Raw genomic sequence first — 25,122 nt, 5'->3', positions numbered from 1 at the left:
GGGGTCAGGCGACGCCCCGGATCCGGCGTACGAGGACCGCGCCGGCCAGTCCGACGGCCGCCGCGACCAGGTACAGCGTGCGGTAGCCGCCGAGCTGCCCGACCAGGGGCGCGGCTAGTGCGGGCGCGGCGACCTGGGGCAGGGAGTTGGCGATGTTGATGACGCCGAGGTCCTTGCCCCGGTCGAGGGCCCTCGGCAGCACGTCCGTCATCAGCGCGAAGTCGACGGACGTGAACACGCCGAAGCCGACGCCGAGGACCGCCGCCGCGACCAGCGCCCCCGGCCAGGTCTGCCAGCCCGCGAGCAGGCCCGTCGCCACCGCCATCAGCACCCCGGACCACAGCACGAACGGTTTGCGCCGCCCCACGCGGTCGGACCAGACGCCGCCGACGACGACGGTGGCGAGGAGCGTGACGCCGTTGACGGCGGTCAGGATCAGCACGCCGGTCTCCGGGTCGGGCCGGTGCAGCGCGTCCCGCAGGTAGTAGTACAGGTACAGCAGGACGAGCGCGTTGCCGAGGTTGATCAGGAACCGGGTCAGCCACGCCCACCCGAAGTCGGGGTGGCGGCGCGGGCTCACCCAGAACCCCGCCGCGAACGCCCGCCACGACCAGGCCGGCCGGTCCGCCGCCGCAAGCCGCAGATCCGGGTGGCGCAGCACGTACGGGGCGACGCCGACCAGCGTGAACACCGCGCACGCCAGATAGCCGCCGCCGATCCCGCCCGCCGCCGTGGCGAGCCCGGTGCCGGCGACCACGCCGAGGATCTGCGCCGCGCCCAGCCAGCCGCCCACCGCCCCGCGCTGCGGGCGCGGCACCCGGTCGGGGACGGCGGCGGTGACGGCGGCGAACGCCGCGTTCAGCGTGAGCTGCACCAGCGCCCACCCCGCGAACAGCACCCATAGGGCGTTCGCGGCGCCCAGCAGGACCAGCGCCGCCGCGCCGCCCGCCGCGCCCGCGACGATCCACGGGGTGCGCCGCCCGTGCCGCGACACCGTACGGTCCGACAGGGCCCCGAACAGCGGGTTCGCCGCCAGCGACACCACCGCGCCGACACCGGTCACCCAGGCGAGCAGCGACTCCTTGGACAGGCCGGTGCCGGGCGCGAAGTGCGCGGCCTGCCGGGCGAGCAGGATCTGCAACGGGCCGTACCAGCCGACCCAGATCGCGCCGTTGGCGAGCGCCAGGGCGCCCGTCCAGCCGCGGGAGACCCGGTCGGTGGGCTCGGCGAGCGCCGCCGCGCTCATCCCCGGCGCCGCAACTGGTCCCGCAGCCACCCGTACGACGCCTTCGGGGTGCGCCGCTGGGTCGCGTAGTCGACGTGGACGAGCCCGAAGCGCTTGGTGTAGCCCTCGGCCCACTCCCAGTTGTCGAGCAGCGACCAGACGAAGTAGCCGCGTACGTCGACGCCGGCCTCCAGCGCCCGGTGCAGCGCCCGGATGTGACCGTCGAGGAACGCGATGCGCTCCTGGTCGTCGAGCCCTTCGTAGGCGCAGCCGTTCTCGGTGACGACGATCGGCGGCAGCTTGTCGCCGTAGCGCTCGCGCAGGCCGGTGAGGAGTTCGGTGAGGGCGTCCGGTACGACGGGCCAGCCGAAGTCCGTCGTCGGGTAGCCGGGTATCTCCTGGACGGAGAAGGGGAGTTCGGCGGGCAGGGTGAGGCCGGAGAACTCCACGTCGGTGGCCTGCGGGGCGCCCACCTTGGTCGGCTGGTAGTAGTTCACGCCGTACCAGTCGAGGGTGTCCTCGCTGATCACGCGGAGGTCGGCGGCCAGGTCGCCGCCCGGCATCAGCTCCCCGAATCCGTCGGGGTAGCGGCCGAGCAGCAGCGGGTCGGAGAAGAGGCGGTTGAGGATGACGTCGTACAGGTCGGCGGCGCCGGTGTCGTCCGGGGTGTCGGAGGCGGGCCAGGTCGGGCCGTGCGAGTTGGCGATGCCGATCGAGCGGGCGCCCGCCGCGCGCAGCACCCGGGCGGCGAGACCGTGCGCGAGGAGCTGGTGGTGGGCGACGGGCAGCGCGTCGAACAGCAGCTTGGCGCCGGGCGCGTGTTCGCCGAGCGCGTGCCCGAGCAGGGTGTGCTCGGCGGGCTCGTTCAGCGTGATCCAGCGGTCGACGCGGTCGCCGAGGCGGGCGGTGACGGTCTCCACGTACCCGGCGAAGCGCTCGGCGGTGTCGCGGGAGAGCCAGCCGCCGGCCTCCTGCACGGACACGGGCAGGTCCCAGTGGAACAGGGTGGGCACCGGGGTCAGGCCCTGGGCGCGCAGCTCGTCGACGAGCCGGTCGTAGAAGTCGAGGCCGCCGGGCGCGAGGACGCGCGGCCAGGAGACGGAGAAGCGGTACGCGTCGACGCCCAGGTCGCGGGCGAGCGCCACGTCCTCGCGGTAGCGGGCCACGTGGTCGCAGGCCGTGGCCGCCGTCGTGCCGTCCTTGATCCGGCCGGGCTCGGCGCTGAACGTGTCCCAGACCGACGGCGCGCGCCCGTCGGCGGCGCCCTCGATCTGGTGCGCGGAGGTGGACACGCCCCACAGGAAACCGGGCGGGAACGCGGGCAGGCCGTCCTGGGTCGCTGTCATGGCCGCGATCATCCGTACCGGCCGGTACGAAAGTCAACGCCCGTGCGGCGAACGGCTGTTACGCGCCTTCCTTCAGGACGCGTGAGATGAGTTCGCGCTGCTCGTCGGTGAGGTCGGGGTCGGCGCAGTACACCGTGCGGCCGTCGACCGTGAGGGTGTAGGCGAAGCCGTCGGGCACGCCGGACGGCGGGCTGTCGTGGCCGGCGGCGAGCGCCCGCCCGGCCAGCGACCGCCACGCGTCCGCGTCGGCGCGGCCCGCCGTGTCGACCTCGGCCTCCCGGCCGATCCCGGCGAAGCCGCCCGTACGCGAGACATGGATACGCATGACTCCTGTCTACCCCGATCCGGGCCGCCGCGTCAGTGCGCCGGCACGCCGACCTGCTCCCACGCCTTGAGCACCGCCTCCAGCGCCTCGCCGCCGCCGAAACGGGCCCTGGCCGCCCGCGCCGTGACCCGGGCGAAGTCGGTGAAGGAGGCGTCCGACCCCAGCTCCCCGCCGGTCAGCGCGTCGTACCAGATCAGCCCGGCGCGCTCCCAGGCGTGCCCGCCGAGCGCCGTGGCCAGCAGGTAGAAGGCGTGGTTGGGGATGCCGGAGTTGATGTGCACCCCGCCGTTGTCCTCGCTGGTGCGGACGAAGTGGCCCATGTCGGCGGGCTGCGGGTCCTTGCCGAGCACGTCGTCGTCGTACGCGGTGCCGGGCGCCTTCATCGAGCGCAGGGCGACGCCGCTGACGCCGGGGGCGAGCAGCCCGGCGCCGATCAGCCAGTCGGCGTCGGCGGCGCTCTGGCCGAGGGCGTACTGCTTGATGAGCGAGCCGAAGACGTCGGAGACCGACTCGTTGAGCGCGCCGGACTGGCCGTAGTAGTCGAGGTTCGCCGTGTGCTGCGTCACGCCGTGCGTCAACTCGTGGCCGATGACGTCCACCGGAAGGGTGAAATCGAGGAAGATCTCGCCGTCCCCGTCGCCGAACACCATCTGGCTGCCGTCCCAGAAGGCGTTGTTGTAGTCGCGGGAGTAGTGCACCGACGCGTTCAGCGGCAGTCCGTCGCCGTCGATGGAGAACCGCCCGAACTTCTCCAGGTACAGCTCGAACGTGGCGCCGAGGCCCGCGTACGCCCGGTTGACGGTGGCGTCCTTGCTCGCCGGGTCGCCCTCGCCGCGCACCTTCGTGCCGGGCAGCGCCGTGCGGTGCCTGGCGTCGTACAGGGTGCGCTGCGGGGTGCGGGCCGTGTCGGCGGGGGCCGCGGCGGACGCGGCGGGGGCGGCGACGAGGCGCCGGGTGCGCAGCGACGCGTCGTGCTCCAGCGTGGCGTGGGCGCGGTCGGCGACCTGCCCCACGTCCGAGCGGGAGAGCTTGTCCAGGATGTGGGGCGGCACGATCGTGCAGAAGACGGGCGTTCCCGTCGGGTTGGGGGTCATGCGTCGCAATGTGGCACTGCGTGATGGCTCTGTCACCACCAGCGACCGAGATTAATGAAATAGAGGTATTGATCACCCCTTGCCCGTTACCTCGCCGCGATCCCGCATACTGATACGGGCCTTCGCATCCGGCGCCGGTGGGCTAGGGTGCTGAGCATCATGCGATTCGGGCTGCTTCTCCTTAGCTGCCGCGGCGAGGGCCTGTAGTCGAGGCCGACCCCCTCCCCGCGGAGTTTGGCGTTGCGCCGTCGGCCGCCTTCCAGGCCACCTCGAGGAGCCCCCGCATCATGGCGAACCGCCAGCAGCCCAGCACCATGCCGATCCAGAAGTACGGCCAGTACGAGCAGGTCGACATCCCCGACCGCACCTGGCCCGGCAAGCGCATCACCGCCGCCCCCCGCTGGCTCTCCACCGACCTGCGCGACGGCAATCAGGCCCTGATCGACCCCATGTCGCCCGAGCGCAAGCGCCGCATGTTCGACCAGCTGGTCACGATGGGCTACAAGGAGATCGAGGTCGGCTTCCCCGCGTCGGGCCAGACCGACTTCGACTTCGTACGCTCCATCATCGAGGAGCCGGGCGCGATCCCGGACGACGTCACCATCTCGGTGCTGACCCAGGCCCGCGAGGACCTGATCGAGCGCACGGTCGAGTCCCTCAAGGGCGCCAAGCACGCCACCGTGCACCTGTACAACGCGACGGCGCCCGTCTTCCGCCGGGTCGTCTTCCGCGGCTCCAAGGACGACATCAAGCAGATCGCCGTCGACGGCACCCGTCTGGTCATGGAGTACGCGGAGAAGATCCTCGGCCCCGAGACCGAGTTCGGCTACCAGTACAGCCCGGAGATCTTCACCGACACCGAGCTGGACTTCGCGCTGGAGGTCTGCGAGGCGGTCATGGACGTCTACCAGCCGGGTCCGGGCCGCGAGATCATCCTCAACCTGCCCGCCACCGTGGAGCGTTCGACGCCGTCCACGCACGCCGACCGGTTCGAGTGGATGCACCGCAACCTGTCGCGCCGCGAGTACGTGTGCCTCTCCGTCCACCCGCACAACGACCGCGGCACCGCCGTCGCCGCCGCCGAACTGGCCGTCATGGCCGGCGCCGACCGCGTCGAGGGCTGCCTGTTCGGCCAGGGCGAGCGCACCGGCAACGTCGACCTGGTCACCCTCGGCATGAACCTGTTCTCGCAGGGCGTCGACCCCCAGATCGACTTCTCCGACATCGACGAGATCCGCCGTACGTGGGAGTACTGCAACCAGATGGAGGTCCACCCGCGCCACCCGTACGTGGGCGACCTGGTCTACACGTCCTTCTCCGGCTCCCACCAGGACGCCATCAAGAAGGGCTTCGACGCCATGGAGGCCGACGCCAGGGCCAAGGGCGTCACCGTCGACGACATCGAGTGGGCCGTCCCGTACCTGCCCATCGACCCCAAGGACGTCGGCCGCTCCTACGAGGCCGTCATCCGCGTCAACTCCCAGTCCGGCAAGGGCGGTATCGCCTACGTCCTCAAGAACGACCACAGCCTGGACCTGCCGCGCCGGATGCAGGTCGAGTTCTCCAAGGTCATCCAGGCCAAGACGGACGCCGAGGGCGGCGAGGTCACGCCGAAGGACATCTGGAGCACCTTCCAGGACGAGTACCTGCCGAACCCGGCCAACCCCTGGGGCCGCATCCAGGTCAGGAACGGGCAGACCACCACCGACACCGACGGCGTCGACACCCTGACCGTCGAGGCCGAGGTGGACGGCGTCGAGCAGGTCCTCACCGGTACGGGCAACGGCCCGATCTCCGCGTTCTTCGACGCGCTGCAGGCCATCGGCATCGACGCCCGCCTCCTGGACTACCAGGAGCACACGATGAGCGAGGGCGCCTCCGCCGTCGCCGCCTCGTACATCGAGGTCGCCATCGACGACAAGGTCCTGTGGGGCATCGGCATCGACGCGAATACGACACGTGCGTCGCTGAAGGCCGTCGTCTCCGCCGTCAACCGCGCGGCCCGCTGACCCGGTTGAGCTGCGCCTTCCCGGCCCCGCACGCCCGCACAGGGGGTGCGGGGCCGTGGCGTGTATCGGCCAGGTGTGCCGGATCCCGTGACCTCGGCGTGACCAAGGTACTGACGCGGCATCAACAATGTGGCTAACATCACGCCAACGCGGCGATGATGCCGCGCCGTTAGGGAGGTGTGCGACGTGCAGCCGATCCAAGGACGTATGCGGCGAACCGGGTTGTCCCGGGTGCTGGGCGTGCACACCACATGGACCACCGTCGGCGACGGGGAGTTCTTCTGCCCCGGCTGCGGCGGCGACCGCAACTACGAGCGGCGCACCGGCCGGCGCCGCTTCACCGTGCTCGGGCTGCCGCTCCTGCCGCGCGGGGCCACCGGGCCCGTCGTGCGGTGCGTCGCGTGCGAGGGGCGGTTCGGGACGGACGCCCTCGACCACCCCACCACCCACCGCTTCTCCGCGATGCTGCGCGACGCCGTGCACACCGTCGTCCTCGCGGTGCTCGCGGCGGACGGCGGGCACTCCTCGCGGGCGGCGCTGGAATGCGCGGTGCTCACCCTGCGCGGGGCCGGGTTCGAGGACTGCTGCGAGGAGCAACTCTGCGCCGGCGTCGAGGCGTTGAGCGGCGGCGCGGAGGACTCCGACGGGGTGTCGCTCGCCATCGAACTGCATGAGGTGTTGGACCCGCTCGCCGCGCATCTGGCCCCCGCCGGACGGGAGGCGGTCCTGTTGCAAGGGGCGCGGGTCGCCCTCGCGGACGGGCCCTACGGCAAGGGGGAGCGGGACGTGCTGGGCGCCGCCGGGGCCGCGCTCACCCTCACCACCGAGGAAGTGACGTTCCTCCTCACGGCGGCGGCCCGCACACCGAGCTGACGCGCCTGCCGGGGGCGGACGCTCCAGCGTTCCCCACCGGGCTCGGAGTGGGGTCAATCAGGGGAGCGGGGCCGTGTCCCGCGGTGTAACTGGGACGTTGTTCGGTTGACGCCCGCCCGCGGCCCAGGACGACAGGAGCCCCCCGATGAAGCCACCGATCGGTACGTACGCGGTCGACACGAGTACCGGTGAGGTGGGGCGCGTCATGGGCCACGAGGGCCCGTACGTGCAACTGAGGCCGTTCGGCGGCGGCCGTGAATGGGACTGTTGCCCCGAGGCGCTCCGGGAGGCCACCACCACCGAACGGCTGCGCGCGGCCACCGCGTACGCGAACCGGCGCAGCCGCGGCGAGGTCCCCTGACCGACCCGCCCCCGGGTGGGGGACAATGGGCCCATGAGTCTGTTCCGCGACGACGGCATCGTGCTGCGCACCCAGAAACTGGGTGAGGCGGACCGGATCATCACACTCCTCACGCGCGGCCACGGCCGGGTCCGCGCGGTGGCCCGGGGGGTGCGCCGCACGAAGTCGAAGTTCGGCGCCCGGCTCGAACCCTTCTCCCATGTCGACGTGCAGTTCTTCGCGCGCGGCAGCGAACTGATCGGGCGCGGCCTGCCGCTGTGCACGCAGAGTGAGACCATCGCCGCGTACGGTGGCGGCATCGTCTCGGACTACGCCCGCTACACCGCCGGTACGGCCATGCTGGAGACGGCGGAACGGTTCACCGACCACGAGGGCGAGCCGGCCGTCCAGCAGTACCTGCTCCTCGTCGGCGCCCTGCGCACCCTCGCCCGCGGCGAGCACGCGCCGCACCTCGTCCTCGACGCCTTCCTGCTGCGCTCCCTCGCCGTCAACGGCTACGCGCCGACCTTCGGGGACTGCGCCAAGTGCGGAATGCCCGGTCCGAACCGTTTCTTCTCCGTGGGCGCGGGCGGCTCGGTTTGCGTCGACTGCCGGGTACCGGGCAGCGTCGTACCCTCACCGCAGGCCCTCACCCTGCTCGGAGCGCTGCTCACGGGTGACTGGGAGACGGCGGACACGTGCGAGGCGCGGTTCGTCCGGGAGGGCAGCGGGCTGGTGTCGGCGTATCTGCACTGGCATCTGGAGCGTGGACTGCGCTCGCTGCGTTACGTAGAGAAAAGCTGAAGCTGAGCTAGGGGAGAGGCCCGGAACATGGCACGTCGCGGAATCCTCGGACGGTCGTCACGGCGCGAGTACGTCACACCCGAACCGCATCCGTCCGGCGCGCGTCCGCCGAAGCTCCCCGGGGAGCTGGTTCCCGAGCACGTCGCCATCGTCATGGACGGCAACGGCCGCTGGGCCAAGGAGCGGGGGCTGCCGCGCACGGAGGGCCACAAGGTGGGCGCCGAGCGCGTGCTCGACGTGCTCCAGGGCGGGATCGAGCTGGGCGTCGGGGCGATCTCGCTGTACGCGTTCTCCACGGAGAACTGGAAGCGGTCGCCGGACGAGGTGAAGTTCCTGATGAACTTCAACCGGGACTTCATCCGCAAGACCCGGGACCAGCTCGATGAGCTGGGGGTGCGGGTGCGGTGGGTCGGGCGGATGCCCAAGCTGTGGAAGTCGGTCGCCAGGGAGCTGGAGATCAGCCAGGAGCAGACCAAGGACAACGACCGGCTGACGCTGTACTTCTGCATGAACTATGGCGGGCGGGCCGAGATCGCGGACGCTGCGCGGGCGCTGGCGGAGGACGTCAAGGCGGGGCGGCTCGATCCGTCCAAGGTCTCCGAGAAGACGTTCGCGAAGTATCTCTACTACCCGGACATGCCGGACGTCGATCTCTTCCTGCGGCCCAGTGGGGAGCAGCGGACGTCCAACTATCTGCTGTGGCAGAGCGCGTATGCGGAGATGGTGTTCCAGGACGTGCTCTGGCCCGACTTCGATCGGCGGGATCTTTGGCGGGCGTGTGTGGAGTACGCGTCCCGTGACCGGCGGTTCGGGGGCGCGACCCCCAACGAGGTCCTCCTCCAACTGGAGTCCTGACCCCCCGCGCCCCTGGGTCCCCGTTCACCTGCGCCCCGGCGGGGGCAGGCTGCGCAGTTCCCCGCGCCCCTGGGGGTGTCGGTTGTCTGCGGCTGGGTGGGGGCTGGTCGCGCAGTTCCCCGCGCCCCTTTGGGGCGGACCTGTGTGTGGTCACCTGCGGGCCGGTGGTGGGCTGGTCGCGCAGTTCCCCGCGCCCCTGACGGGGCGCGTTTGCCTGGGCACCCTCGCAGGGGGCATCCACGCGTGAGGGGGCCGTTAGACGCGTGCGCGGATCAGTATCGTTGCCGTGTCGCGGCCTTCGGGCGGGTCGATGATCTCGGCGCGCACGTCGACGAACCCATGCCGGTGCAGCAGCGCCTTCCACTCGGCGGGCGAGTGGTCGTAGCGCATTCCAGCCTTGGCGCCGGGCTTGAGTTCCCGGCTTCCGGGGGGCAGGTGGGAGAACGCGAGGGTGCCGCCCCGCGTCATGCCGGCCCGCACGCGTGGCAACAAGACGTCGGGGTCGGTGAACCAGACGGCGCCGAAGATGGACAGCACCACATCGAACGGCTCGTCGTCCGTGACGGTCAGGTACTCCACGGCTTCGGCCGTGCGGAAGTCGAGGCCGGGCAGATGCCCCCACCGCTCCCGGGCGATGCTTTCGCGGCTCGGAGCGATGTCGATCCCCAGTCCGGTGGCGCCGAGGGTTACGAGGTGGGCGAGGTTGTCGCCGCTCCCCGATCCGAGTTCCAGCACCCGGCGACCGGCCAGGGGGCCGAGGACTTCATCGCCGGGTCCGTGGTCGGCGTACTGCGTCCAGTTGATCCAGGTGGACTCGCCGTGCGCGTTCAAGGCGCGGCGGGGTTTGCGTCCCTGGGCGAAGCTGTCCCAGGTTTCCGCGAGCGACACAGAGTCGTTCCTCTCCGTGGCGGAAGGGTCCGCCCCAACGTAGCGGGCGGACCCAACGCACGTGCTGATCGTGCTACTTGCCCTTGCCCGTGTTCGGCGAGTCGGTGCATCCGGCGTGGCACTGGGAGCAATCGGCGCCCATGGACCACAGCTCGCGGTCGATGGCGAAGCCCGCGGCCTGGATCGCCGCGACGGTGGCCTCCAGGACCATCGGCCGGTCTTCGTCGCTCTCGTCGGCGCCGGGGAGTTCGGGGACGTGGTGGATGTAGCGGCCGAAGTTCCCGTAGGTGAACTGGTGGAACGGGATGGTGTCGAGCATGAACGAGTGGACGCCCTTGTCGACCTCGACGGACGGCCCCATGAGGGTGTCGGGGTTCTCGCCCGCCGCGACGAAGTAGGCGATGGTCTGGCCGAAGAGCCGTTCGGCCTTGCCGAGGGTGGTACCGGGCTCGCGCATGATCAGCTTCACCTCCCGCTCCCACACGTCCTCGGGAACGAACGTCTTCGGGTCACGGACCTTCACGGCTGTGCTCATGCTGGTGTGCCTCCACGGGATCGGGGTTCGTGGTGGTGCTTGAGGAACGCCCTCCGCCTCGGCGGCAGCGCGGGCAGGTGCACGGCGGCATCACACCGGTCGTCAGGGGCTCCCCGCCCCCGCCCTCGTAGAGGGTCCGTGCCGGGGTGTGCGTGCCATCTGCTCTGACCGTGTACGCGCTGATGCGGATGGGCATGGCTCACATCCTGCGGAAGCCCGCCGACCATGACGACGACGTACGGGGCGTCCCGAAGGCGGCATGTCGGCGTCACACGAAGGCGTCAAACCGGTGTCATTGGAGGCGGCGCGGGGCTAGCCTCGCATCATGACCACCACAGCACAGGTGCAGACGAACGACGTCCTGCGTGCCGTGCGTATCGGCATGCGGCTCTCGCAGGACGAGTTCGCGCACGGACTCCGCAAGGCCGGCCGCGAGCTGGGCGAACCCAACGAGGCCAGTAAGCGGCTCGTGCAGCGGTGGGAGTCGGGCCAGACCCGCACGTGCCGACCGCTGTACGCGCGTGCCCTCCAGCGGTTCACGGGGCGCCCCATCGAAGCACTCGGATTCGCGCTCGCGGTACCCGCTTCCCGCGTCCACGACGACGGCGCAGGAGGGCACGACATGGATGCCGCCGGGGGCGCGGGTGTCGCGGAGGCGTCCCCAGGGCCGGAGGCGGCCGCGCAGGGTCAGGGAGCGGACTACTCGGGTATCTGGCTGAGTCACTACGAGTTCTACAGCTCGGGCCGCGACCTCACGTTCGAGGGCAAGCACCATGTACTGCTCGTGCAGCGAGGCAACCGGCTCACGGCTGAGTCCCTGCCGGGTGCCTCGCTCAATCCGGACAGCCCGCTGCACCTCGACCTCACCGTCGACCGGAACATCGTCACCGGGTCGTGGATCGAGCAGACCGCCACCGACGGCTACTACCGGGGTGCCCGCTATCACGGGGCGATCCAGATGCTCATCGAGCCGACCGGGCGCCGGATGGCGGGCAAGTGGGTCGGCTTCGGCAAAGACTTCGACGTGAACACTGGGCCGTGGGAACTGCGGCTGCTCGACGCGTCTACATCGAAGGCGTCCGTCGAGCGGTACTCGCGCGCCCCGGGGTAGGGCGTTGGCCGTGCCCCTGTCGGGGCCCACCTGTGCGTCGTCGCCTTTCGGCCGGTGGGGGCTGGTCGCGCAGTTCCCCGCGCCCCTTCGGGGCACGACCGTGCGTGGTCATCCTCCGGCCGGTGGGGCTTCTCGCGCAGTTCCCCGCGCCCCTGAAGCATGCACTTCGTGCAGCTTCCTCTTGGGGGAAGCGGGGCTTCGCCCCTGCTTCCCCCAAGGGAGGTGGCGACGTAGTCGCCCCTCCAGGGGCGCGGGGAACTGCGCGAGCAACCACGACGCAGCCGTCAGATGGAGAATCGACCCGCCCGCTGGGAGCCACTGTCACTCCGACGCGGCGCACTCCGCACACGTGCCGAAGATCTCCACCGTATGAGCCACGTTCACGAAACCGTGTTCCGACGCGATGGACTCCGCCCACTTCTCGACGGCCGGCCCCTCGACCTCCACCGCCTTGCCGCACACCCGGCACACCAGATGATGGTGATGGTCACCCGAGGAGCACCGCCGGTACACCGCCTCGCCCTCGGTGGTCCGCAGGACATCCACCTCACCCGCGTCCGCGAGCGACTGAAGCGTCCGGTACACCGTGGTCAGGCCCACGGAGTCACCCTTGTGTTTGAGTACGTCGTGCAGCTCCTGCGCGCTGCGGAACTCGTCCACCTCGTCGAGCGCCGCCGCCACGGCCGCGCGCTGGCGGGTCGACCTGCCTCGAACCGGGGCTGCCACGGGTTCCTCCTCACGTCCCTGCCAACTGCGTACCGCCGCCATTGTGCCAGGCGGCCCCCGCCAGGGGTCAGACCCGCACCGGCGCCTGCTGTTCGGGGATCGCGCACTCGGCGGGCTCGCCCGCGCCCGGGCCGCCGGGCCCGCCCGCGGCCCTGGCCCGGCGCCGCGCGAGCGGGGTGGCGAGCAGGGTCAGGGCGATGAACACCCCGATGGTCAGCAGCACGATCGTCGCCCCGGGCGGCACGTCCTGGTAGTACGAGGTGACCGTGCCGCCGAGCGTGACGGCCACGCCGATGGAGACCGCGATGGCGAACGTCGCCTTGAAGCTCCGCGTCAGCTGCTGCGCCGCCGCCACCGGCACGACCATCAGCGCCGACACGAGCAGCAGCCCGACCACGCGCATGGCGACCGTCACGGTGACCGCCGCCGTGATGGCGACGAGGAGGTTGAGGGCCCGTACGGGAAGGCCCGTGACCCGCGCGTACTCCTCGTCCTGGCTGACCGCGAACAACTGCCGGCGCAGCCCCACCGTGACCAGCACGACGAACGCGGCGAGCCACATGATGGCGACGATGTCGGAGGGCGAGACGGTGGCGAGGGAGCCGAAGAGGTACGAGGTGAGGTTGGCGGTGGAGCCGCCCGGCGCGAGGTTGATCAGCATCACGCCGCCGGCCATGCCGCCGTAGAACAGCATGGCGAGCGCGATGTCGCCGCGTGTCTTCCCGTACCAGCGGATCAGCTCCATGATCAGCGCGCCGAGCGCGGAGACCGCCATGGCCATCCACACCGGCGAGGTGGAGAGCAGGAAGCCGAGGCCGACGCCGGTCATGGCGACGTGCCCGATGCCGTCGCCCATCAGGGACTGGCGGCGCTGGACGAGGTAGATCCCGATGGCGGGGGCGGTGACGCCGATGAGGACGGCGGCCAGCAGCGCCCGCTGCATGAAGGCGAAGTCGAGGAATTCCATCAGCTCAGCAGTCCTGTACGGATCGGCGCCGCGGCGGCGGAGTCGTGCGGGTGGACGTGGTCGTGGCCCGGCAGCGCGTGCTGGCCGACCGCCTTGGGCGGCGGCCCGTCGTGGGCGACGCAGCCGTCGCGCAGCACGACGGCCCGGTCGATGAGCGGTTCGAGGGGGCCCAGCTCGTGCAGGACGAGCAGGACGGTCGCGCCGGCCGCGACCTGTTCGCGCAGGGTCGCGGCGAGGATCTCCTGGCTGGCGAGGTCGACGCCCGCCATCGGCTCGTCCATGATCAGCAGCTCGGGTTCGGCGGCGAGCGCGCGGGCGATCAGCACGCGCTGGTGCTGGCCGCCGGAGAGCGCATCGACGGAGTCCTTGGCGCGGTCGGCCATCCCGACCAGATCGAGGGCGCGGGTGACGGCCTCCCGGTCGGCCTTGCGCAGCAGCCCGAAGCGGGTGCGGGCGAGCCGCCCGGAGGTGACGACCTCGGCGACCGTCGCGGGCACGCCGCCGGACGCGGTGGTGCGCTGCGGTACGTAACCGACGCGCGCCCACTGCCGAAAGCGCCGCCGGGGCGTGCCGAACAGGTCGATCTCGCCGCCGCTGAGCGGGACTTGGCCGATGACGCTGCGGACGGCGGTGGACTTGCCCGAGCCGTTCGCGCCGAGCAGGGCGACGACCTCGCCGCGCCGCACGGTCAGGTCGATGCCGCGCAGCACGGGCCGTGCGCCCAGCTCGGCCCGCACCCCGCGCAGGCTGATGACCGGCTCGGGGGTGCCGGGGCCGTGGGGGTCCTGGGGGTGGGCCATGTCCGTGCCGCCCTTCACATCGCTGGGTGGGTGGGTCACTTGGCGCCGAGCGCCTTCTGGAGCGCCGCCAGGTTCGACCGCATGACCTGGAGGTAGTCGTCGCCCTTGGACTTGTCGGTGATGCCTTCGAGCGGGTCGAGGACATCGGTGCGCAGGCCCGCGTCGTCGGCGAGGGTCTGGGCGGTCTTGCCGCTGACGAGGGTCTCGTAGAAGACGGTGGTGACGCCGTCGGCCTTCGCCAGCTTCTGGAGGTCCTTGACGCGGGCGGCGCTGGGCTCGCTCTCCGGGTCGAGGCCGGTGATGGCCTCCTCGGTGAGTCCGTAGCGCTCGGCGAGATAGCCGAAGGCGGCGTGGGTGGTGATGAAGACCTTGGTGTCGGTCCGGCGCAGGCCGTCACGGAAGTCGGTGTCGAGCCGCTTGAGGTCCTTGACCAGCGCGCGGGTGTTCTTGTCGTAGTCGGCCGCGTGCTTGGGGTCGGCCTTGCGCAGCGCCTTGCCGACGCCCTCGGCGACCTCGGCGTAGCGCACCGGGTCGAGCCAGACGTGGGGGTCGGTGCCGCCGTCGCCGCCGTGCGAGTGACCGTGATCGTGACCGTGGTCGTCGGTGCCGTGGTCGTGGTCGTGACCGTCGTGGTCGTGCTCGTCGGTGCCGTGGTCGTGGTCGTGCGCGTGGCCGCCGACCTCGGAGCCGTGCTTCTCCAGGGTGGTCAGGGAGGCCGCGTCGACCTTGGCGGGAATGGCGGACTGGTCGATGGCCTGGTCCACGGAGGGCTGGAGGCCCTTGAGGTAGACGGCGACGTCCGACTCCTCCAGCTCGCCGCGCTGGCGGGCGCTGATCTCCAGGTCGTGGGGTTCCTGGCCGGGCCCGGTGAGGTTGGTGACGTCCACATGTCCGGCGCCGATGCGCTCGGCGAGGTACGCCATGGGATAGAAGGACGCGACGACGTCGAGTTTGCCGTCCTTCTTCTTGCCGTCGTCCGAGAGGGCCGAGCACGCGGTCAGCGCGGTCAGGGCGAGCGCGGCGGACGCGGCGAGGGCGGTGGCGGATATCAGGCGGCGAGGGCGGCTGGAGCGTCGTACGTTCATGACAGTCATTTTCAACAAAACTGGAAACGATTGTCAACAAGCCCTCCGTCACGTCCTTCGTCCTGCTCTGTGCCGACTCCGCCCCGACTCCGCCCCGGCACCGATTTGGTTCGGGGGGTGGGCCCGCCGGTAACCTGAAGCATTCGCTCCCAGGGCGCGTATCCAGCGCGCTCACCGTCGTCGTAATGAAGAGAGCACCGTGGCCGCCGACAAGATCGAGACCATCGTCAGCCTCAGCAAGCGCCGTGGCTTCGTCTACCCCTGCAGCGAGATCTACGGCGGTCAGCGTGCCGCCTGGGACTACGGGCCGCTGGGCGTGGAGCTGAAGGAGAACATCAAGCGCCAGTGGTGGCGCTACATGGTCACCGCGCGCGAGGACGTCGTCGGCATCGACTCGTCCGTGATCCTGGCGACCGAGGTCTGGCAGGCCTCGGGCCACGTCGCCACGTTCACCGACCCCCTGACCGAGTGCACCTCCTGCCACAAGCGGTTCCGCGCGGACCACCTGGAAGAGGCGTACGAGGAGAAGAAGGGCCGCCTCCCGGAGAACGGGCTGGCGGACATCAACTGCCCCAACTGCGGTACCAAGGGCGCCTTCACCGAGCCCAAGCAGTTCTCCGGCCTGCTCTCCACGCACCTCGGCCCGACCCAGGACTCCGGTTCGGTCGCCTACCTGCGCCCCGAGACCGCGCAGGGCATCTTCACCAACTTCAGCCAGGTGCAGACGACTTCGCGCCGCAAGCCGCCCTTCGGCATCGCGCAGATGGGCAAGTCCTTCCGCAACGAGATCACGCCCGGCAACTTCATCTTCCGCACCCGCGAGTTCGAGCAGATGGAGATGGAGTTCTTCGTCAAGCCGGGCGAGGACGAGAAGTGGCAGGAGTACTGGATGGAGCAGCGCTGGAACTGGTACACCGGTCTCGGCCTGCGCGAGGAGAACATGCGGTGGTTCGAGCACCCGCAGGAGAAGCTCTCCCACTACTCCAAGCGCACCGCCGACATCGAGTACCGCTTCCGCTTCGGCGGCAGCGAGTGGGGTGAGCTGGAGGGCGTCGCCAACCGCACGGACTACGACCTGTCCGCCCACTCCAAGGCGTCCGGCCAGGACCTCTCCTACTTCGACCAGGAGAAGGGCGAGCGCTACACCCCGTACGTCATCGAGCCCGCCGCCGGTGTCGGCCGCACCATGCTCGCCTTCATGCTCGACTCGTACTTCGAGGACGAGGCGCCCAACGCCAAGGGCAAGCTGGAGAAGCGCACGGTCATGCGGTTCGATCCGCGCCTCGCGCCGGTGAAGGTCGCAGTGCTGCCGCTGTCCCGTAACCCGGAGCTGTCGCCGAAGGCGAAGGGCCTGGCCGCCGCGCTGCGCCAGAACTGGAACATCGACTTCGACGACGCCGGCGCCATCGGCCGCCGCTACCGCCGCCAGGACGAGATCGGTACGCCGTTCTGCGTCACGGTCGACTTCGACACGCTCGAGGACAACGCGGTGACCGTGCGCGAGCGCGACACCATGAAGCAGGAGCGCGTGTCCCTGGACCAGATCGAGGGCTACCTCGCGGCACGCCTCGTCGGCTGCTGATCGCCTCCGGCGTCCATCGGGGCCCGTTCACCGCTGCGGCGGTGGGCGGGCCCCGATGTCGTAGGGGGGGGTGGCGGGGCTTATGCGCGCAGGCCGCGCACCAGCAGCGTCACGACCGCGTCGAACGCCTCCTGCGCGCCCTCGCGCGACCACTCCGGCGCGTACACCGGGTCGTGGAAGTGGGCGGTCGCCTCGAAGACCGCGCGGGCCGACGCCGCGAGGTCCGGCGCGCTGAACTCGCCCGCCTCCACGCCCGCCCGCAGGATCGCCGTCAACTGCCCGGTCAGCTCCTTGATATGGGCGTCCACCACACTGCCCTGCTCATCCGTGAGGACCGAGTACGTGGCGAACATCTCCGGGTCGTCGCCCGCCTTGTGCCGCTTGGCGTCGAACAGGGTGGCGAGCCAGCGCCGCAGCTTGTCCGGCGCCGGCTCGTCGGCCGCGACGACCTCCGCGAGCCGCCCGGTCGTACGGTCCAGCCACCGCTTGGTGACGGCCCCGCGCAGCTCCGCCTTCGTACGGAAGTGCCGGTACACCGAGCCGTGGCTCACCCCGAGCGCCCGTGCCACGTCCACGACCGTGGCCTTCGCCGCGCCGTGCCGGCGCAGCACCTCCTCGGTCGCTTCGAGGATGCGCTCGGGGGTCAGGGTCTCGGTGGTCGGTGCCATGGCAGTGACCGTACCCGGACGGGTTCAGCGCTCGCTGTCGAGGTGCGCCATCTGCGCCGCCGGGTAGCGCTCGCCGGCCGCCGCGTCCGCGGGGACGGCCTTCTCGATCGCGGTGAGGTCGGCCGCGTCGAGGGTGACGTCGAGCGCGCCGAGCGCCTCGGTGAGCCGGTCCCTGCGGCGGGCGCCGATCAGCGGCACGATGTCCTCGCCCCGGCCAAGCACCCAGGCGATGGCGATCTGGGCGACGCTCGCGCCCTTCGCGTCGGCGATCTCGCGGAGCCGGTCGACGAGGTCCAGGTTGTGCCGGAGGTTGTCGCCCTGGAAGCGGGGGCTCATGCTCCGGAAGTCGTTCGCCGCGAGCTTGCGGTCCCGGGTGAAGTGCCCGGAGATCAGACCGCGGGACAGGACGCCGTACGCGGTGACGCCGATGCCCAGTTCGCGGGCGGTGGGCAGGATGGACTCCTCGATGCCCCGGGAGATCAGCGAGTACTCGATCTGGAGGTCGCTGATCGGGGCGGTGGCGGCGGCCCGGCGCAGGGTGTCGGCGCCGACCTCGCTGAGTCCGATGTGCCGTACGTGGCCCTTCTCGACCAGTTCCGCGATGGCGCCGACGGTCTCCTCGATGGGCACGTCCGGGTCGACGCGGGCGATCCGGTAGACGTCGATGTGGTCGACGCCGAGGCGCTGGAGCGAGTATGCGGCGAAGTTGTGGACGGCGGCGGGACGGCCGTCGTACCCGGACCAGCCGCCGTCCGCGTCGCGCAGGGCGCCGAACTTCACGCTGGTCAGCGCCTTCTCGCGGAGTCCCGCCGGGGCGGTGCGCAGGGCCTCGCCGATCAGCATCTCGTTGTGGCCCATGGCGTAGAAGTCGCCGGTGTCGAGCAGGGTGACGCCCGCGTCGAGCGCGGCGTGGACGGTGGCGATCGACTCGGCGCGGTCGGCGTCCCCGTACAGCGCGGACATGCCCATGCAGCCGAGGCCGAGGGCGGCGGTGCGGGGGCCGGTGGTGCCGAGGGTGCGGGTGGGGAGGGCGGGGGTGGAAGGGGTGGAGGGCATGCGGGGCTCCTTGGTGCGGTGCGGTGCGGTGCGGTGCGGTGCGGTGCGGTGCCGTGCGGTGTGGCCGAGTCGGTGTGTGCTTCCAGCGTGGCATGACAGGTGACAGATTTCAATATCTGTCACCTGTCATCTGTTACTTGTCATCTGTCACCCGTCCTCTGTCCGCTCGGGCATGATCGGAGCGGACCGCTGTGATCGGGCGCGGCGGGGCCGCCCGCGGACAGAGTGGGAGGCGAAGGGGAGGCCACATGATCTCGGCGCTCAACCGGCTCGTCGATCTCGTCGAGTCGCGGCTGGCACAGCCCACCGGCGGCGAGCCGGACCTCGGCGCGCTGGCGAGGGACCTCGGGACGACCGAGTACCACCTGCGGCGCATGTTCTCGTCGCTGGCCGGGATGCCGTTGTCGGAGTACGTCCGGCGGCGCCGCATGACGCTCGCCGCCGCGGCGCTCGTCCGCGGCGAGGGCGACCTGCTCGCCGTCGCCGTGCGGTACGGGTACGGCTCGACCGAGGCGTTCGGGCGGGCGTTCCGCGCGGTGCACGGGGCGAGCCCGGCCGACGTGCGGCGCGACGGTGGCCCCCTGCGCACACAACCACAGCTCAGGTTCCGCCTGACCGTCGAAGGGAGCACCCCCATGGACACCCGCCTCGTCGAACGCCCCGCGTTCCGGCTGGCCGGCCACGCCGCCCGGGTCCCGCTCATCCACCAGGGCGTCAATCCGCACATCCAGCGGCACATCGCCGCGCTGCCCGCCGCCGAGCACGAGCGGCTCAAAGCGCTCGGCGACCAGGACCCGGCGGGCCCGCGCGGGCTGCTCCAGGTCAGCGACGGCGTCGACCCGGACGGCCGCGAGGGCACCGACCTCACCTATCTGCACGGCGTCGCCCTCGCGCCCGGCGCCCCGGCGCCCGATGACCTCGACGTCATCGAGGTGGCCGCCGGGATGTGGGCGGTCTTCCGTACGGCGGGGCCGTTTCCGTCGGCGTTGCAGAGCACGTGGGCGGCGACCGCCACCGAGTGGTTCCCGTCCAACCCGTGGCGGCTGCGGCCCGGCCCCTCGGTCCTGTCGATCGTGGAACGCGCGGCCGACTTCTCCACGGCGACCACCGACCTGTGGCTCCCGGTGGAACCGGCCTGACCGCCCGGTATCGGGTTCCCCGCGCCCCTGAGGCCCCAGCCTCCTCCGATAGAGGTAGCGCACGAAGTGCGCACCGAAGGGGCGCGGGGAACTGCGCGAGAAGCCCCACCCACCCGCACGTCCTCGTACCGAGCGCCGCCTCCGTGCCGAGTTGTTCCCCGCATCGGAAGCACCCCCGCTCCCGGGAGCACCCCCGAGCCCGACAGCACCCCCGCTCCCGGGGCATCCCCGAGCCCAAGAGCACCCCGCGCCGGAGCAAGCGCGCCCCCGGCCCGCCGCCGCTCAGGTCACCTTCCTCGGCAGGCGCAGGCTCAGGGCCGTCGTCAGGGCGATCGTGGCGAGCTGTGCGAGCAGCGTCACGATCAGCGCGTCCCGCATCCCCATGTGCGGGGTGAGGGAGAGGAACAGCGTGCCGAGCGTCGCCACGCCGAGCGCCAGGGACGCCTGCTGGGTCGTCGTCATCACGCCGCCGCCGACCCCGGCCCGGTGCGCGGGCACCTCGGACAGGATGATGCGGAACAGCACCGGCAGTTGCAGCGCCTGCCCGACACCGGCCGCGACCGCCCCCGGCAGCAGCGTCACGAGGTCCAGGTCCGGCCAGGACCGCCACGCCGCGAGGACGATGAGCGCGATGCCGAGCGCCTGGAGCAGCCCGCCCACGGTCACGACCCGCGTGCCCCAGCGGGCCACCAGGCGCGGCCCGAGCAGCGACGCCACGAAGAACGCCGCGGCCATTGGCGCCAGCGAAAGACCCGCCGCCGTCGGCCCGAGCCCCGCCCCCTGCTGGAGCGCCACCGCGATCACGAACATGAAGCCGCTGAACCCCACCGAGAACGGCACGATCATCACCAGGCCCCGGCGCAGCGAGGTCAGCCGCAGCAGCGACGGCGGGATCAGCGGGGTGCGCCCGGCCCGGTCGGCCCGCGCCTCCACCGCGTAGAAGAGGTACGCGAGCAGCGGGAACGCGGCGAGCGAGAGCCACGTCCACAGCGGCCAGCCCGACGCCTCGCCCTCGGTGAGCGGCGCGAGCAGCGACAGCAGCGCCAGGGTGAGCAGGACCGTACCGGGCCCGTCGAGGGGTTCGGGGCGCGGCGAGCGGGTCTCGGGGACCGTGCGCGCGGCGAGGACGAGGGCGAGCACCACGACGGGGACGTTCACGAGGAACACCGAGCGCCAGCCCGTGCCGAACAGGTCGGCCGAGACCAGGACCCCGCCGAGTACCTGCCCCGCGACCATGGACAGCCCGGCCGTCGCCCCGTACAGGCTCATCGCGCGCGCCCGGCGCGGGCCGGCCGTCGTCGCCTGGATGGTGGCGAGGACCTGCGGCAGCATCGCCGCCGACGCCGCGCCCTGGGCGACGCGCGCCGCGACCAGCGTCCACGCGTTCGGCGCGAGGCCGCAGGCCAGCGAGGTGACGCCGAAGGCGGCCATGCCGCCGAGGAACAGGGTGCGGCGCCCGACCGCGTCCCCGAGCCGCCCGCCGAGCACCAGCAGCACGGCGTACGCGATGCCGTACCCGGCGACGACGAGTTCGAGGACGGGCTGGCTGGCGCGCAGGTCGCGGTCGATGGTGGGCAGGGCGACGTTGACGATGAAGAAGTCGATGAGCGGCAGCGCCGCGCCGAGCAGCACGGTCAGCAGCCCGGCCCCGGACAGCGCCGGGGCGGCGGGGGCCGCGGGGGTGGTTGGGATGGTCACGACCGACGGAGACGGTGTGGTGGTGGTCATGCCACGAGAATCCGCTCTCCCATAGACGGGTACCAGTAAGTCTTTATCCTGGTACCAGAACCACCTGGCAACAGGCTCGTGCGGCACCCGCCCCGCACCCACCCTGGAGGCATGACCACGATGACGCAGGAAGCGGGCGCCGCCCACCTCACGCGCACCGGCCCCGACGCCCGCCCCGCGGAGATCCGCCGCCACGAACTCGCCGGGTTCCTGCGCTCCCGGCGCGAGCGCATCGCGCCCGAGGACGTCGGCCTGCCGCGCGGCCCGCGCCGCCGCACCCCGGGCCTGCGCCGCGAGGAGGTCGCCCACCTCTCCAATGTCGGCGTCACCTGGTACACGTGGCTGGAGCAGGCCCGCGACATCCAGGTCTCCGCGCAGGTCCTCGACGCCCTCGCCCGCACCCTGCGCCTCGACGCGGGCGAACGCACCCACCTCTTCGGTCTCGCCGGCGTCATCGACCCGAGCCCGGTCCCCGGCTGTGCCCGCGTCACGCCCGAACTCCAGGCGATGCTACGCCAGTTGGAGCCGTTCCCGGCGGCCGTGCAGAACAGCAAGTACGACATCCTCGCCTACAACCGCACCTACGGCCGCCTCCTGTGCGACCTGGAGACCGTGCCCGTCGAGGACCGCAACCTGATGCTGCTCGCCTTCACGAACGAGCGGTGGCGCGCCTCCGTCCTCCACCTCGACGAGGTGCTGCGCACGATGACCGCCAAGTTCCGCGCGGTGATGGCGGACAACATCGGCGGCCCCGGCTTCAAGGTGCTCCTCAAGCGGCTCCTGGAGGAGTCCGGCGAGTTCCGCGAGCTGTGGGAGCGCTACGAGATCGTCCGCTCCGTCGACAGCCGCACCAAGTACTTCCGCAACGAGGACGTCGGCGTCGTCACCGTCGTCCACACCGACCTGTGGATCGGCCGCGCCGGCGCCGCCCGCCTCGTCACCTACACCCCGGCCGACGACGACACCCGTACCCGCCTCGAACAGCTCGCGGCGCTCGCCGAGGCCGACAGCGCCCCCGCCCCGGCCGCCGCCGCTCAGGTCCCCGCCGCTCAGGCCCCCGTCGACGCCTCGGTCAGCTCCGCGTCCTGAGGCTCCTCCAGGCGACGCGCGGTGCGCAGCGCCGTCCCGCGCGCCCACGCCCCGCTCGTCACCGCGCCCAGCACCAGCACCGCGAGCCCGCAGCCGACGAGGATCCACCAGCAGGCCCGGCTCGCCGGCACGAAGGACGTGGCGTACGAGGACGAGGCCACGCCCGACGCGAGGACCGCGCCGATCACCGCGACGCCCAGCGTCTGCCCGATCTGCCTGCTGGTCGAGGCGACGGCCGCCGCGACCCCGGCCTGCGCGCGGGGCATCCCGGAGACGGCCGTGTTCGTGATCGGCGCGTTCACGAAGCCGAACCCGATGCCGAACAGGACGTAGGCGGCCAGCAGCGAACCGTTCGCCGTCTCCGCGTCGAACGCCGCGAACATCACCCCGCTCACCGTCATCGTCGCCCCCGCCACCAGCAGCGGCAGCCGGGGCCCGCGCGCGCCCACCAGCCGGCCCGAGAGCGGCGCGCACACCAGCGCCATCGCCGCCATCGGCAGCATCCACAGCCCGGCGTGCAGCGCGTCGAGCCCCCGTACGTCCTGGAGGTACAGCGTCGACAGGAACAGGAAGCCGCCCAGCGCCGCGAACCCGGCGACCGCGATCACCGCCGCACCGCTGAACGGCGCCGAGCGGAAGAACCGCAGGTCGATCAGCGGCTCCACCCGCCGCGGCTCGTACGCGAGGAGCCCGGCGAGCGCCACCACGGCCAGCGCCGCGAAGCCCACGATCCGGCCCGAGGTCCAGCCCGCCGACGGCGCCTCGATGATCGCGTACGTGAGCGAGCCGAGCAGCGCGATCACGAGGACCTGGCCGACCGGGTCGGGGCGGCGGGCCTTCGGCGCCCGCGACTCGGGCACGTACCGCACGGTCAGGAGCAGGGCCGCGAGGCCGACGGGCAGATTGACCCAGAAGATCGACCGCCAGCCGACCGAGTCGACGAGCAGCCCGCCCACGATCGGGCCCGCCGCCATCGAGATACCGACGACCCCGCCCCACACACCGATGGCACGGGCCCGCTCACGCGGGTCGGTGAACGTGTTCGTGATGATCGACATCGCCACCGGGTTCAGCATCGAACCGCCGACCGCCTGCACCATCCGGAACGCGACCAGCGCCTCCAGGTTCGGCGCCAGTGAGCACGCCACGGACGCCGCCGTGAACACCACGAGCCCCGTCTGGAACACCCTGCGCCGCCCGATCCGGTCCGCCGTGGACCCCGCCAGCATCAGCAGCGACGCCAGGACCAGCGTGTACGCGTCGATCGTCCACTGCATGCCCGACAGCGTGGCGTCGAAGTCCTTGGCCATGGAGGGCAGCGCCACGTTCAGCACCGTGTTGTCGAGGCTCACGATCAGCAGACTCATGCAGCAGATCGCCAGCACCAGCATCCGGCGACGCGGGCTCAGGGTGTCGGTTGTATCGGGCATGTACCGACGGTATCCGCAGCCGCGCCCTGCCGAGCGGGGGAGGGGAGGAGGGACGCGGGGTGGTGGCGGTGAGGGACAATGGACGCTTGCCGTGGGGTTCGACGCTCGCGGCGCGCCCCGGCCGGCCCGTCGCCGTCCCGCCCCTGCCCGTACGTTCCCGGAGATCCGCCCGATGACCCAGCAGCCGCTCACCGTAGGCCCGCACACCGTGCAGCCGCCCGTGGTTCTCGCGCCCATGGCCGGGATCACGAACGCGCCCTTCCGCACGCTCTGCCGGGAGTTCAGCGGCGGCAAGGGCCTCTTCGTCAGCGAGATGATCACCACCCGCGCCCTGGTCGAGCGCAACGAGAAGACCATGCAGCTGATCCACTTCGACGCGACCGAGAAGCCGCGCTCGATCCAGTTGTACGGCGTGGACCCGGTGACCGTCGGCAAGGCCGTCCGCATGATCGCGGAAGAGGACCTCGCCGACCACATCGACCTGAACTTCGGCTGCCCGGTGCCCAAGGTGACCCGCAAGGGCGGCGGCTCGGCCCTCCCGTACAAGCGGAACCTGCTGCGCGCCATCCTGCGCGAAGCCGTCACCGGCGCCGGTGACCTGCCCGTCACGATGAAGATGCGCAAGGGCATCGACGACGACCACATCACGTACCTGGACGCCGGCCGGATCGCCGTCGAGGAGGGTGTCACCGCCATCGCCCTGCACGGCCGCACCGCCGCCCAGCACTACGGCGGCACCGCCGACTGGGACGCCATCGCCCGCCTGAAGGAGCACGTCCCCGAGATCCCCGTCCTCGGCAACGGCGACATCTGGTCCGCCGACGACGCGCTGCGCATGGTCCGCGAGACCGGCTGCGACGGCGTCGTCGTGGGCCGCGGCTGCCTGGGCCGGCCGTGGCTGTTCGCGGATCTGGTCGCCGCGTTCGAGGGCCGTGAGGAGCGGGTGCGGCCCACGCTGCGGGTCGTCGCCGGCGCGATGGTGCGGCACGCGACGCTGCTCGGCGAGTGGATCGGCGACGAGGCACGGGGTGTCATCGACTTCCGTAAGCACGTGGCCTGGTACCTCAAGGGCTTCTCGGTCGGCTCGGAGATGCGCAAGCGGCTCGCCATCACGTCCTCCCTCGACGAACTCCGCGCCGGGCTCGACGAACTCGACCTCGACCAGGAGTGGCCGGCGGGCGCCGACGGACCGCGCGGCCGCACCTCCGGCAACAACCGCGTCGTCCTGCCCGACGGCTGGCTCAAGGACCCGTACGACTGCGCGGGCATCTCGGAGGACGCGGAGCTGGACACCAGCGGGGGGTGAGGCGCCGCGGGCTCGCTTCCGGCGGGGGGCGGGCGGGGGCTCTGGCCGGGGGCGGGCCCGGGGGCGGCTCATGTGAGCGGCGGGCTGCCGGTGGCGCCGTCCGTCCGGTTTGCTCGCGGGTGCCTCCGGCCTCCGCCCTGG

General features: G+C 71.8%; 24 protein-coding genes. 10 read left to right on the top strand and 14 right to left on the bottom strand.

The window, feature by feature from the left end:
• Positions 1–4: 4 nt before the first annotated feature.
• From ACZ7LY_RS04800 to ACZ7LY_RS04785, 4 genes are read right to left on the bottom strand one after another with little or no spacing between them, the layout of a single operon-like run.
• Entirely contained in the window at positions 5–1,246 is a 1,242-nt protein-coding gene (locus tag ACZ7LY_RS04800) for an MFS transporter (RefSeq protein ID WP_471623069.1), read from the bottom strand.
• Entirely contained in the window at positions 1,243–2,571 is a 1,329-nt protein-coding gene (locus ACZ7LY_RS04795; protein WP_471623068.1) for a GH1 family beta-glucosidase, read from the bottom strand. Before ACZ7LY_RS04795 ends, ACZ7LY_RS04800 begins: the two co-directional genes overlap by 4 nt.
• Before the next feature lie 58 nt (positions 2,572–2,629).
• Positions 2,630–2,896 (bottom strand): protealysin inhibitor emfourin, encoded by a 267-nt coding sequence (locus ACZ7LY_RS04790; protein WP_471623067.1) that lies wholly within the window; start codon positions 2,894–2,896, stop codon positions 2,630–2,632.
• Positions 2,897–2,928: 32 nt separating this feature from the next.
• Entirely contained in the window at positions 2,929–3,990 is a 1,062-nt protein-coding gene (locus ACZ7LY_RS04785) for a M4 family metallopeptidase (RefSeq protein WP_471623066.1), read from the bottom strand.
• Positions 3,991–4,277: 287 nt separating this feature from the next.
• Here ACZ7LY_RS04785 and leuA point away from each other — a divergent pair, with 287 nt between their 5' ends.
• From leuA to ACZ7LY_RS04760, 5 genes are all read left to right on the top strand, one after another.
• Complete coding sequence (leuA, locus tag ACZ7LY_RS04780) at positions 4,278–5,999, top strand: 2-isopropylmalate synthase (RefSeq protein ID WP_471623065.1); 1,722 nt, start codon at positions 4,278–4,280, stop codon at positions 5,997–5,999.
• A gap of 207 nt (positions 6,000–6,206) precedes the next feature.
• Positions 6,207–6,872, top strand: a complete 666-nt coding sequence (locus ACZ7LY_RS04775; RefSeq protein WP_471623064.1) for a TerB family tellurite resistance protein — start codon at positions 6,207–6,209, stop codon at positions 6,870–6,872.
• 145 nt (positions 6,873–7,017) lie between these two features.
• Positions 7,018–7,233, top strand: a complete 216-nt coding sequence (locus ACZ7LY_RS04770) for a hypothetical protein (protein ID WP_471623063.1) — start codon at positions 7,018–7,020, stop codon at positions 7,231–7,233.
• 33 nt (positions 7,234–7,266) lie between these two features.
• The gene (gene recO, locus ACZ7LY_RS04765; protein ID WP_471623062.1) at positions 7,267–8,016 is read left to right on the top strand and encodes a DNA repair protein RecO; all 750 of its coding nucleotides are present in this window, start codon (positions 7,267–7,269) and stop codon (positions 8,014–8,016) included.
• Between the two features lie 27 nt (positions 8,017–8,043).
• Positions 8,044–8,871 (top strand): isoprenyl transferase, encoded by an 828-nt coding sequence (locus ACZ7LY_RS04760; protein ID WP_471623061.1) that lies wholly within the window; start codon positions 8,044–8,046, stop codon positions 8,869–8,871.
• Between the two features lie 255 nt (positions 8,872–9,126).
• Here the strand turns inward: ACZ7LY_RS04760 and ACZ7LY_RS04755 are convergent, their stop codons facing one another.
• Positions 9,127–9,759, bottom strand: a complete 633-nt coding sequence (locus tag ACZ7LY_RS04755) for a class I SAM-dependent methyltransferase (protein WP_471623060.1) — start codon at positions 9,757–9,759, stop codon at positions 9,127–9,129.
• Between the two features lie 73 nt (positions 9,760–9,832).
• Entirely contained in the window at positions 9,833–10,294 is a 462-nt protein-coding gene (locus ACZ7LY_RS04750; protein ID WP_471623059.1) for a glycine-rich domain-containing protein, read from the bottom strand.
• A gap of 325 nt (positions 10,295–10,619) precedes the next feature.
• Between ACZ7LY_RS04750 and ACZ7LY_RS04745 the strand changes: the two genes are divergently transcribed.
• Positions 10,620–11,405, top strand: a complete 786-nt coding sequence (locus ACZ7LY_RS04745) for a helix-turn-helix domain-containing protein (protein ID WP_471623058.1) — start codon at positions 10,620–10,622, stop codon at positions 11,403–11,405.
• A gap of 321 nt (positions 11,406–11,726) precedes the next feature.
• On the opposite strand, the gene ACZ7LY_RS04740 is transcribed toward ACZ7LY_RS04745, so the two are convergent.
• From ACZ7LY_RS04740 to ACZ7LY_RS04725, 4 genes are all read right to left on the bottom strand, one after another.
• Positions 11,727–12,131 (bottom strand): Fur family transcriptional regulator, encoded by a 405-nt coding sequence (locus ACZ7LY_RS04740; RefSeq protein ID WP_471623057.1) that lies wholly within the window; start codon positions 12,129–12,131, stop codon positions 11,727–11,729.
• 67 nt (positions 12,132–12,198) lie between these two features.
• Positions 12,199–13,098, bottom strand: a complete 900-nt coding sequence (locus tag ACZ7LY_RS04735) for a metal ABC transporter permease (protein WP_471623056.1) — start codon at positions 13,096–13,098, stop codon at positions 12,199–12,201.
• A complete protein-coding gene (locus ACZ7LY_RS04730) occupies positions 13,098–13,898 on the bottom strand; it encodes a metal ABC transporter ATP-binding protein (protein WP_471623129.1) in 801 nt (266 codons plus the stop codon). Before ACZ7LY_RS04730 ends, ACZ7LY_RS04735 begins: the two co-directional genes overlap by 1 nt.
• Before the next feature lie 35 nt (positions 13,899–13,933).
• Entirely contained in the window at positions 13,934–14,983 is a 1,050-nt protein-coding gene (locus ACZ7LY_RS04725; protein ID WP_471623055.1) for a metal ABC transporter substrate-binding protein, read from the bottom strand.
• Positions 14,984–15,182: 199 nt separating this feature from the next.
• On the opposite strand from ACZ7LY_RS04725, the gene ACZ7LY_RS04720 reads away from it, so the two are divergent.
• Positions 15,183–16,565: a glycine--tRNA ligase gene (locus tag ACZ7LY_RS04720; RefSeq protein WP_471623054.1), complete on the top strand. Its 1,383-nt coding sequence runs from the start codon at positions 15,183–15,185 to the stop codon at positions 16,563–16,565.
• A gap of 80 nt (positions 16,566–16,645) precedes the next feature.
• Here ACZ7LY_RS04720 and ACZ7LY_RS04715 read toward each other — a convergent pair whose 3' ends face one another.
• Positions 16,646–17,233, bottom strand: a complete 588-nt coding sequence (locus ACZ7LY_RS04715) for a TetR/AcrR family transcriptional regulator (protein WP_471623053.1) — start codon at positions 17,231–17,233, stop codon at positions 16,646–16,648.
• 24 nt (positions 17,234–17,257) lie between these two features.
• A complete protein-coding gene (locus ACZ7LY_RS04710) occupies positions 17,258–18,289 on the bottom strand; it encodes an aldo/keto reductase (RefSeq protein WP_471623052.1) in 1,032 nt (343 codons plus the stop codon).
• A gap of 248 nt (positions 18,290–18,537) precedes the next feature.
• On the opposite strand from ACZ7LY_RS04710, the gene ACZ7LY_RS04705 reads away from it, so the two are divergent.
• Positions 18,538–19,428: an AraC family transcriptional regulator gene (locus ACZ7LY_RS04705; RefSeq protein WP_471623051.1), complete on the top strand. Its 891-nt coding sequence runs from the start codon at positions 18,538–18,540 to the stop codon at positions 19,426–19,428.
• Between the two features lie 282 nt (positions 19,429–19,710).
• Here ACZ7LY_RS04705 and ACZ7LY_RS04700 read toward each other — a convergent pair whose 3' ends face one another.
• Positions 19,711–21,156: an MFS transporter gene (locus ACZ7LY_RS04700; protein WP_471623050.1), complete on the bottom strand. Its 1,446-nt coding sequence runs from the start codon at positions 21,154–21,156 to the stop codon at positions 19,711–19,713.
• A 111-nt stretch (positions 21,157–21,267) separates the two neighbouring features.
• Between ACZ7LY_RS04700 and ACZ7LY_RS04695 the strand changes: the two genes are divergently transcribed.
• Positions 21,268–22,245: a helix-turn-helix transcriptional regulator gene (locus tag ACZ7LY_RS04695; RefSeq protein ID WP_471623049.1), complete on the top strand. Its 978-nt coding sequence runs from the start codon at positions 21,268–21,270 to the stop codon at positions 22,243–22,245.
• On the opposite strand, the gene ACZ7LY_RS04690 is transcribed toward ACZ7LY_RS04695, so the two are convergent.
• Complete coding sequence (locus tag ACZ7LY_RS04690) at positions 22,206–23,675, bottom strand: MFS transporter (protein WP_471623048.1); 1,470 nt, start codon at positions 23,673–23,675, stop codon at positions 22,206–22,208. The two genes, ACZ7LY_RS04695 and ACZ7LY_RS04690, sit on opposite strands and share 40 nt — an antisense overlap.
• A gap of 172 nt (positions 23,676–23,847) precedes the next feature.
• Here ACZ7LY_RS04690 and dusB point away from each other — a divergent pair, with 172 nt between their 5' ends.
• Entirely contained in the window at positions 23,848–24,981 is a 1,134-nt protein-coding gene (dusB, locus tag ACZ7LY_RS04685; RefSeq protein WP_471623047.1) for a tRNA dihydrouridine synthase DusB, read from the top strand.
• Positions 24,982–25,122: the final 141 nt, after the last annotated feature.

The organism is Streptomyces sp. NPDC107550, assembly GCF_055639095.1.
Note: the sequence above shows the minus strand (reverse complement) of the source record. Positions and strands in the feature narration are given on the sequence as shown.

Excerpts from the sequence above, each read along its gene's own strand:
- ACZ7LY_RS04700 (WP_471623050.1), bottom strand. The coding sequence starts at position 21,156 with ATGACCACCACCACACCGTCTCCGTCGGTCGTGACCATCCCAACCACC.
- ACZ7LY_RS04735 (WP_471623056.1), bottom strand. The coding sequence starts at position 13,098 with ATGGAATTCCTCGACTTCGCCTTCATGCAGCGGGCGCTGCTGGCCGCC.
- ACZ7LY_RS04785 (WP_471623066.1), bottom strand. The coding sequence starts at position 3,990 with ATGACCCCCAACCCGACGGGAACGCCCGTCTTCTGCACGATCGTGCCG.
- ACZ7LY_RS04795 (WP_471623068.1), bottom strand. The coding sequence starts at position 2,571 with ATGACAGCGACCCAGGACGGCCTGCCCGCGTTCCCGCCCGGTTTCCTG.
- ACZ7LY_RS04760 (WP_471623061.1), top strand. The coding sequence starts at position 8,044 with ATGGCACGTCGCGGAATCCTCGGACGGTCGTCACGGCGCGAGTACGTC.
- ACZ7LY_RS04690 (WP_471623048.1), bottom strand. The coding sequence starts at position 23,675 with ATGCCCGATACAACCGACACCCTGAGCCCGCGTCGCCGGATGCTGGTG.
- dusB (WP_471623047.1), top strand. The coding sequence starts at position 23,848 with ATGACCCAGCAGCCGCTCACCGTAGGCCCGCACACCGTGCAGCCGCCC.
- ACZ7LY_RS04730 (WP_471623129.1), bottom strand. The coding sequence starts at position 13,898 with ATGGCCCACCCCCAGGACCCCCACGGCCCCGGCACCCCCGAGCCGGTC.
- ACZ7LY_RS04710 (WP_471623052.1), bottom strand. The coding sequence starts at position 18,289 with ATGCCCTCCACCCCTTCCACCCCCGCCCTCCCCACCCGCACCCTCGGC.
- leuA (WP_471623065.1), top strand. The coding sequence starts at position 4,278 with ATGGCGAACCGCCAGCAGCCCAGCACCATGCCGATCCAGAAGTACGGC.
- ACZ7LY_RS04695 (WP_471623049.1), top strand. The coding sequence starts at position 21,268 with ATGACCACGATGACGCAGGAAGCGGGCGCCGCCCACCTCACGCGCACC.
- recO (WP_471623062.1), top strand. The coding sequence starts at position 7,267 with ATGAGTCTGTTCCGCGACGACGGCATCGTGCTGCGCACCCAGAAACTG.
- ACZ7LY_RS04745 (WP_471623058.1), top strand. The coding sequence starts at position 10,620 with ATGACCACCACAGCACAGGTGCAGACGAACGACGTCCTGCGTGCCGTG.
- ACZ7LY_RS04770 (WP_471623063.1), top strand. The coding sequence starts at position 7,018 with ATGAAGCCACCGATCGGTACGTACGCGGTCGACACGAGTACCGGTGAG.
- ACZ7LY_RS04800 (WP_471623069.1), bottom strand. The coding sequence starts at position 1,246 with ATGAGCGCGGCGGCGCTCGCCGAGCCCACCGACCGGGTCTCCCGCGGC.
- ACZ7LY_RS04715 (WP_471623053.1), bottom strand. The coding sequence starts at position 17,233 with ATGGCACCGACCACCGAGACCCTGACCCCCGAGCGCATCCTCGAAGCG.
- ACZ7LY_RS04725 (WP_471623055.1), bottom strand. The coding sequence starts at position 14,983 with ATGAACGTACGACGCTCCAGCCGCCCTCGCCGCCTGATATCCGCCACC.
- ACZ7LY_RS04750 (WP_471623059.1), bottom strand. The coding sequence starts at position 10,294 with ATGAGCACAGCCGTGAAGGTCCGTGACCCGAAGACGTTCGTTCCCGAG.
- ACZ7LY_RS04775 (WP_471623064.1), top strand. The coding sequence starts at position 6,207 with ATGCGGCGAACCGGGTTGTCCCGGGTGCTGGGCGTGCACACCACATGG.
- ACZ7LY_RS04705 (WP_471623051.1), top strand. The coding sequence starts at position 18,538 with ATGATCTCGGCGCTCAACCGGCTCGTCGATCTCGTCGAGTCGCGGCTG.
- ACZ7LY_RS04790 (WP_471623067.1), bottom strand. The coding sequence starts at position 2,896 with ATGCGTATCCATGTCTCGCGTACGGGCGGCTTCGCCGGGATCGGCCGG.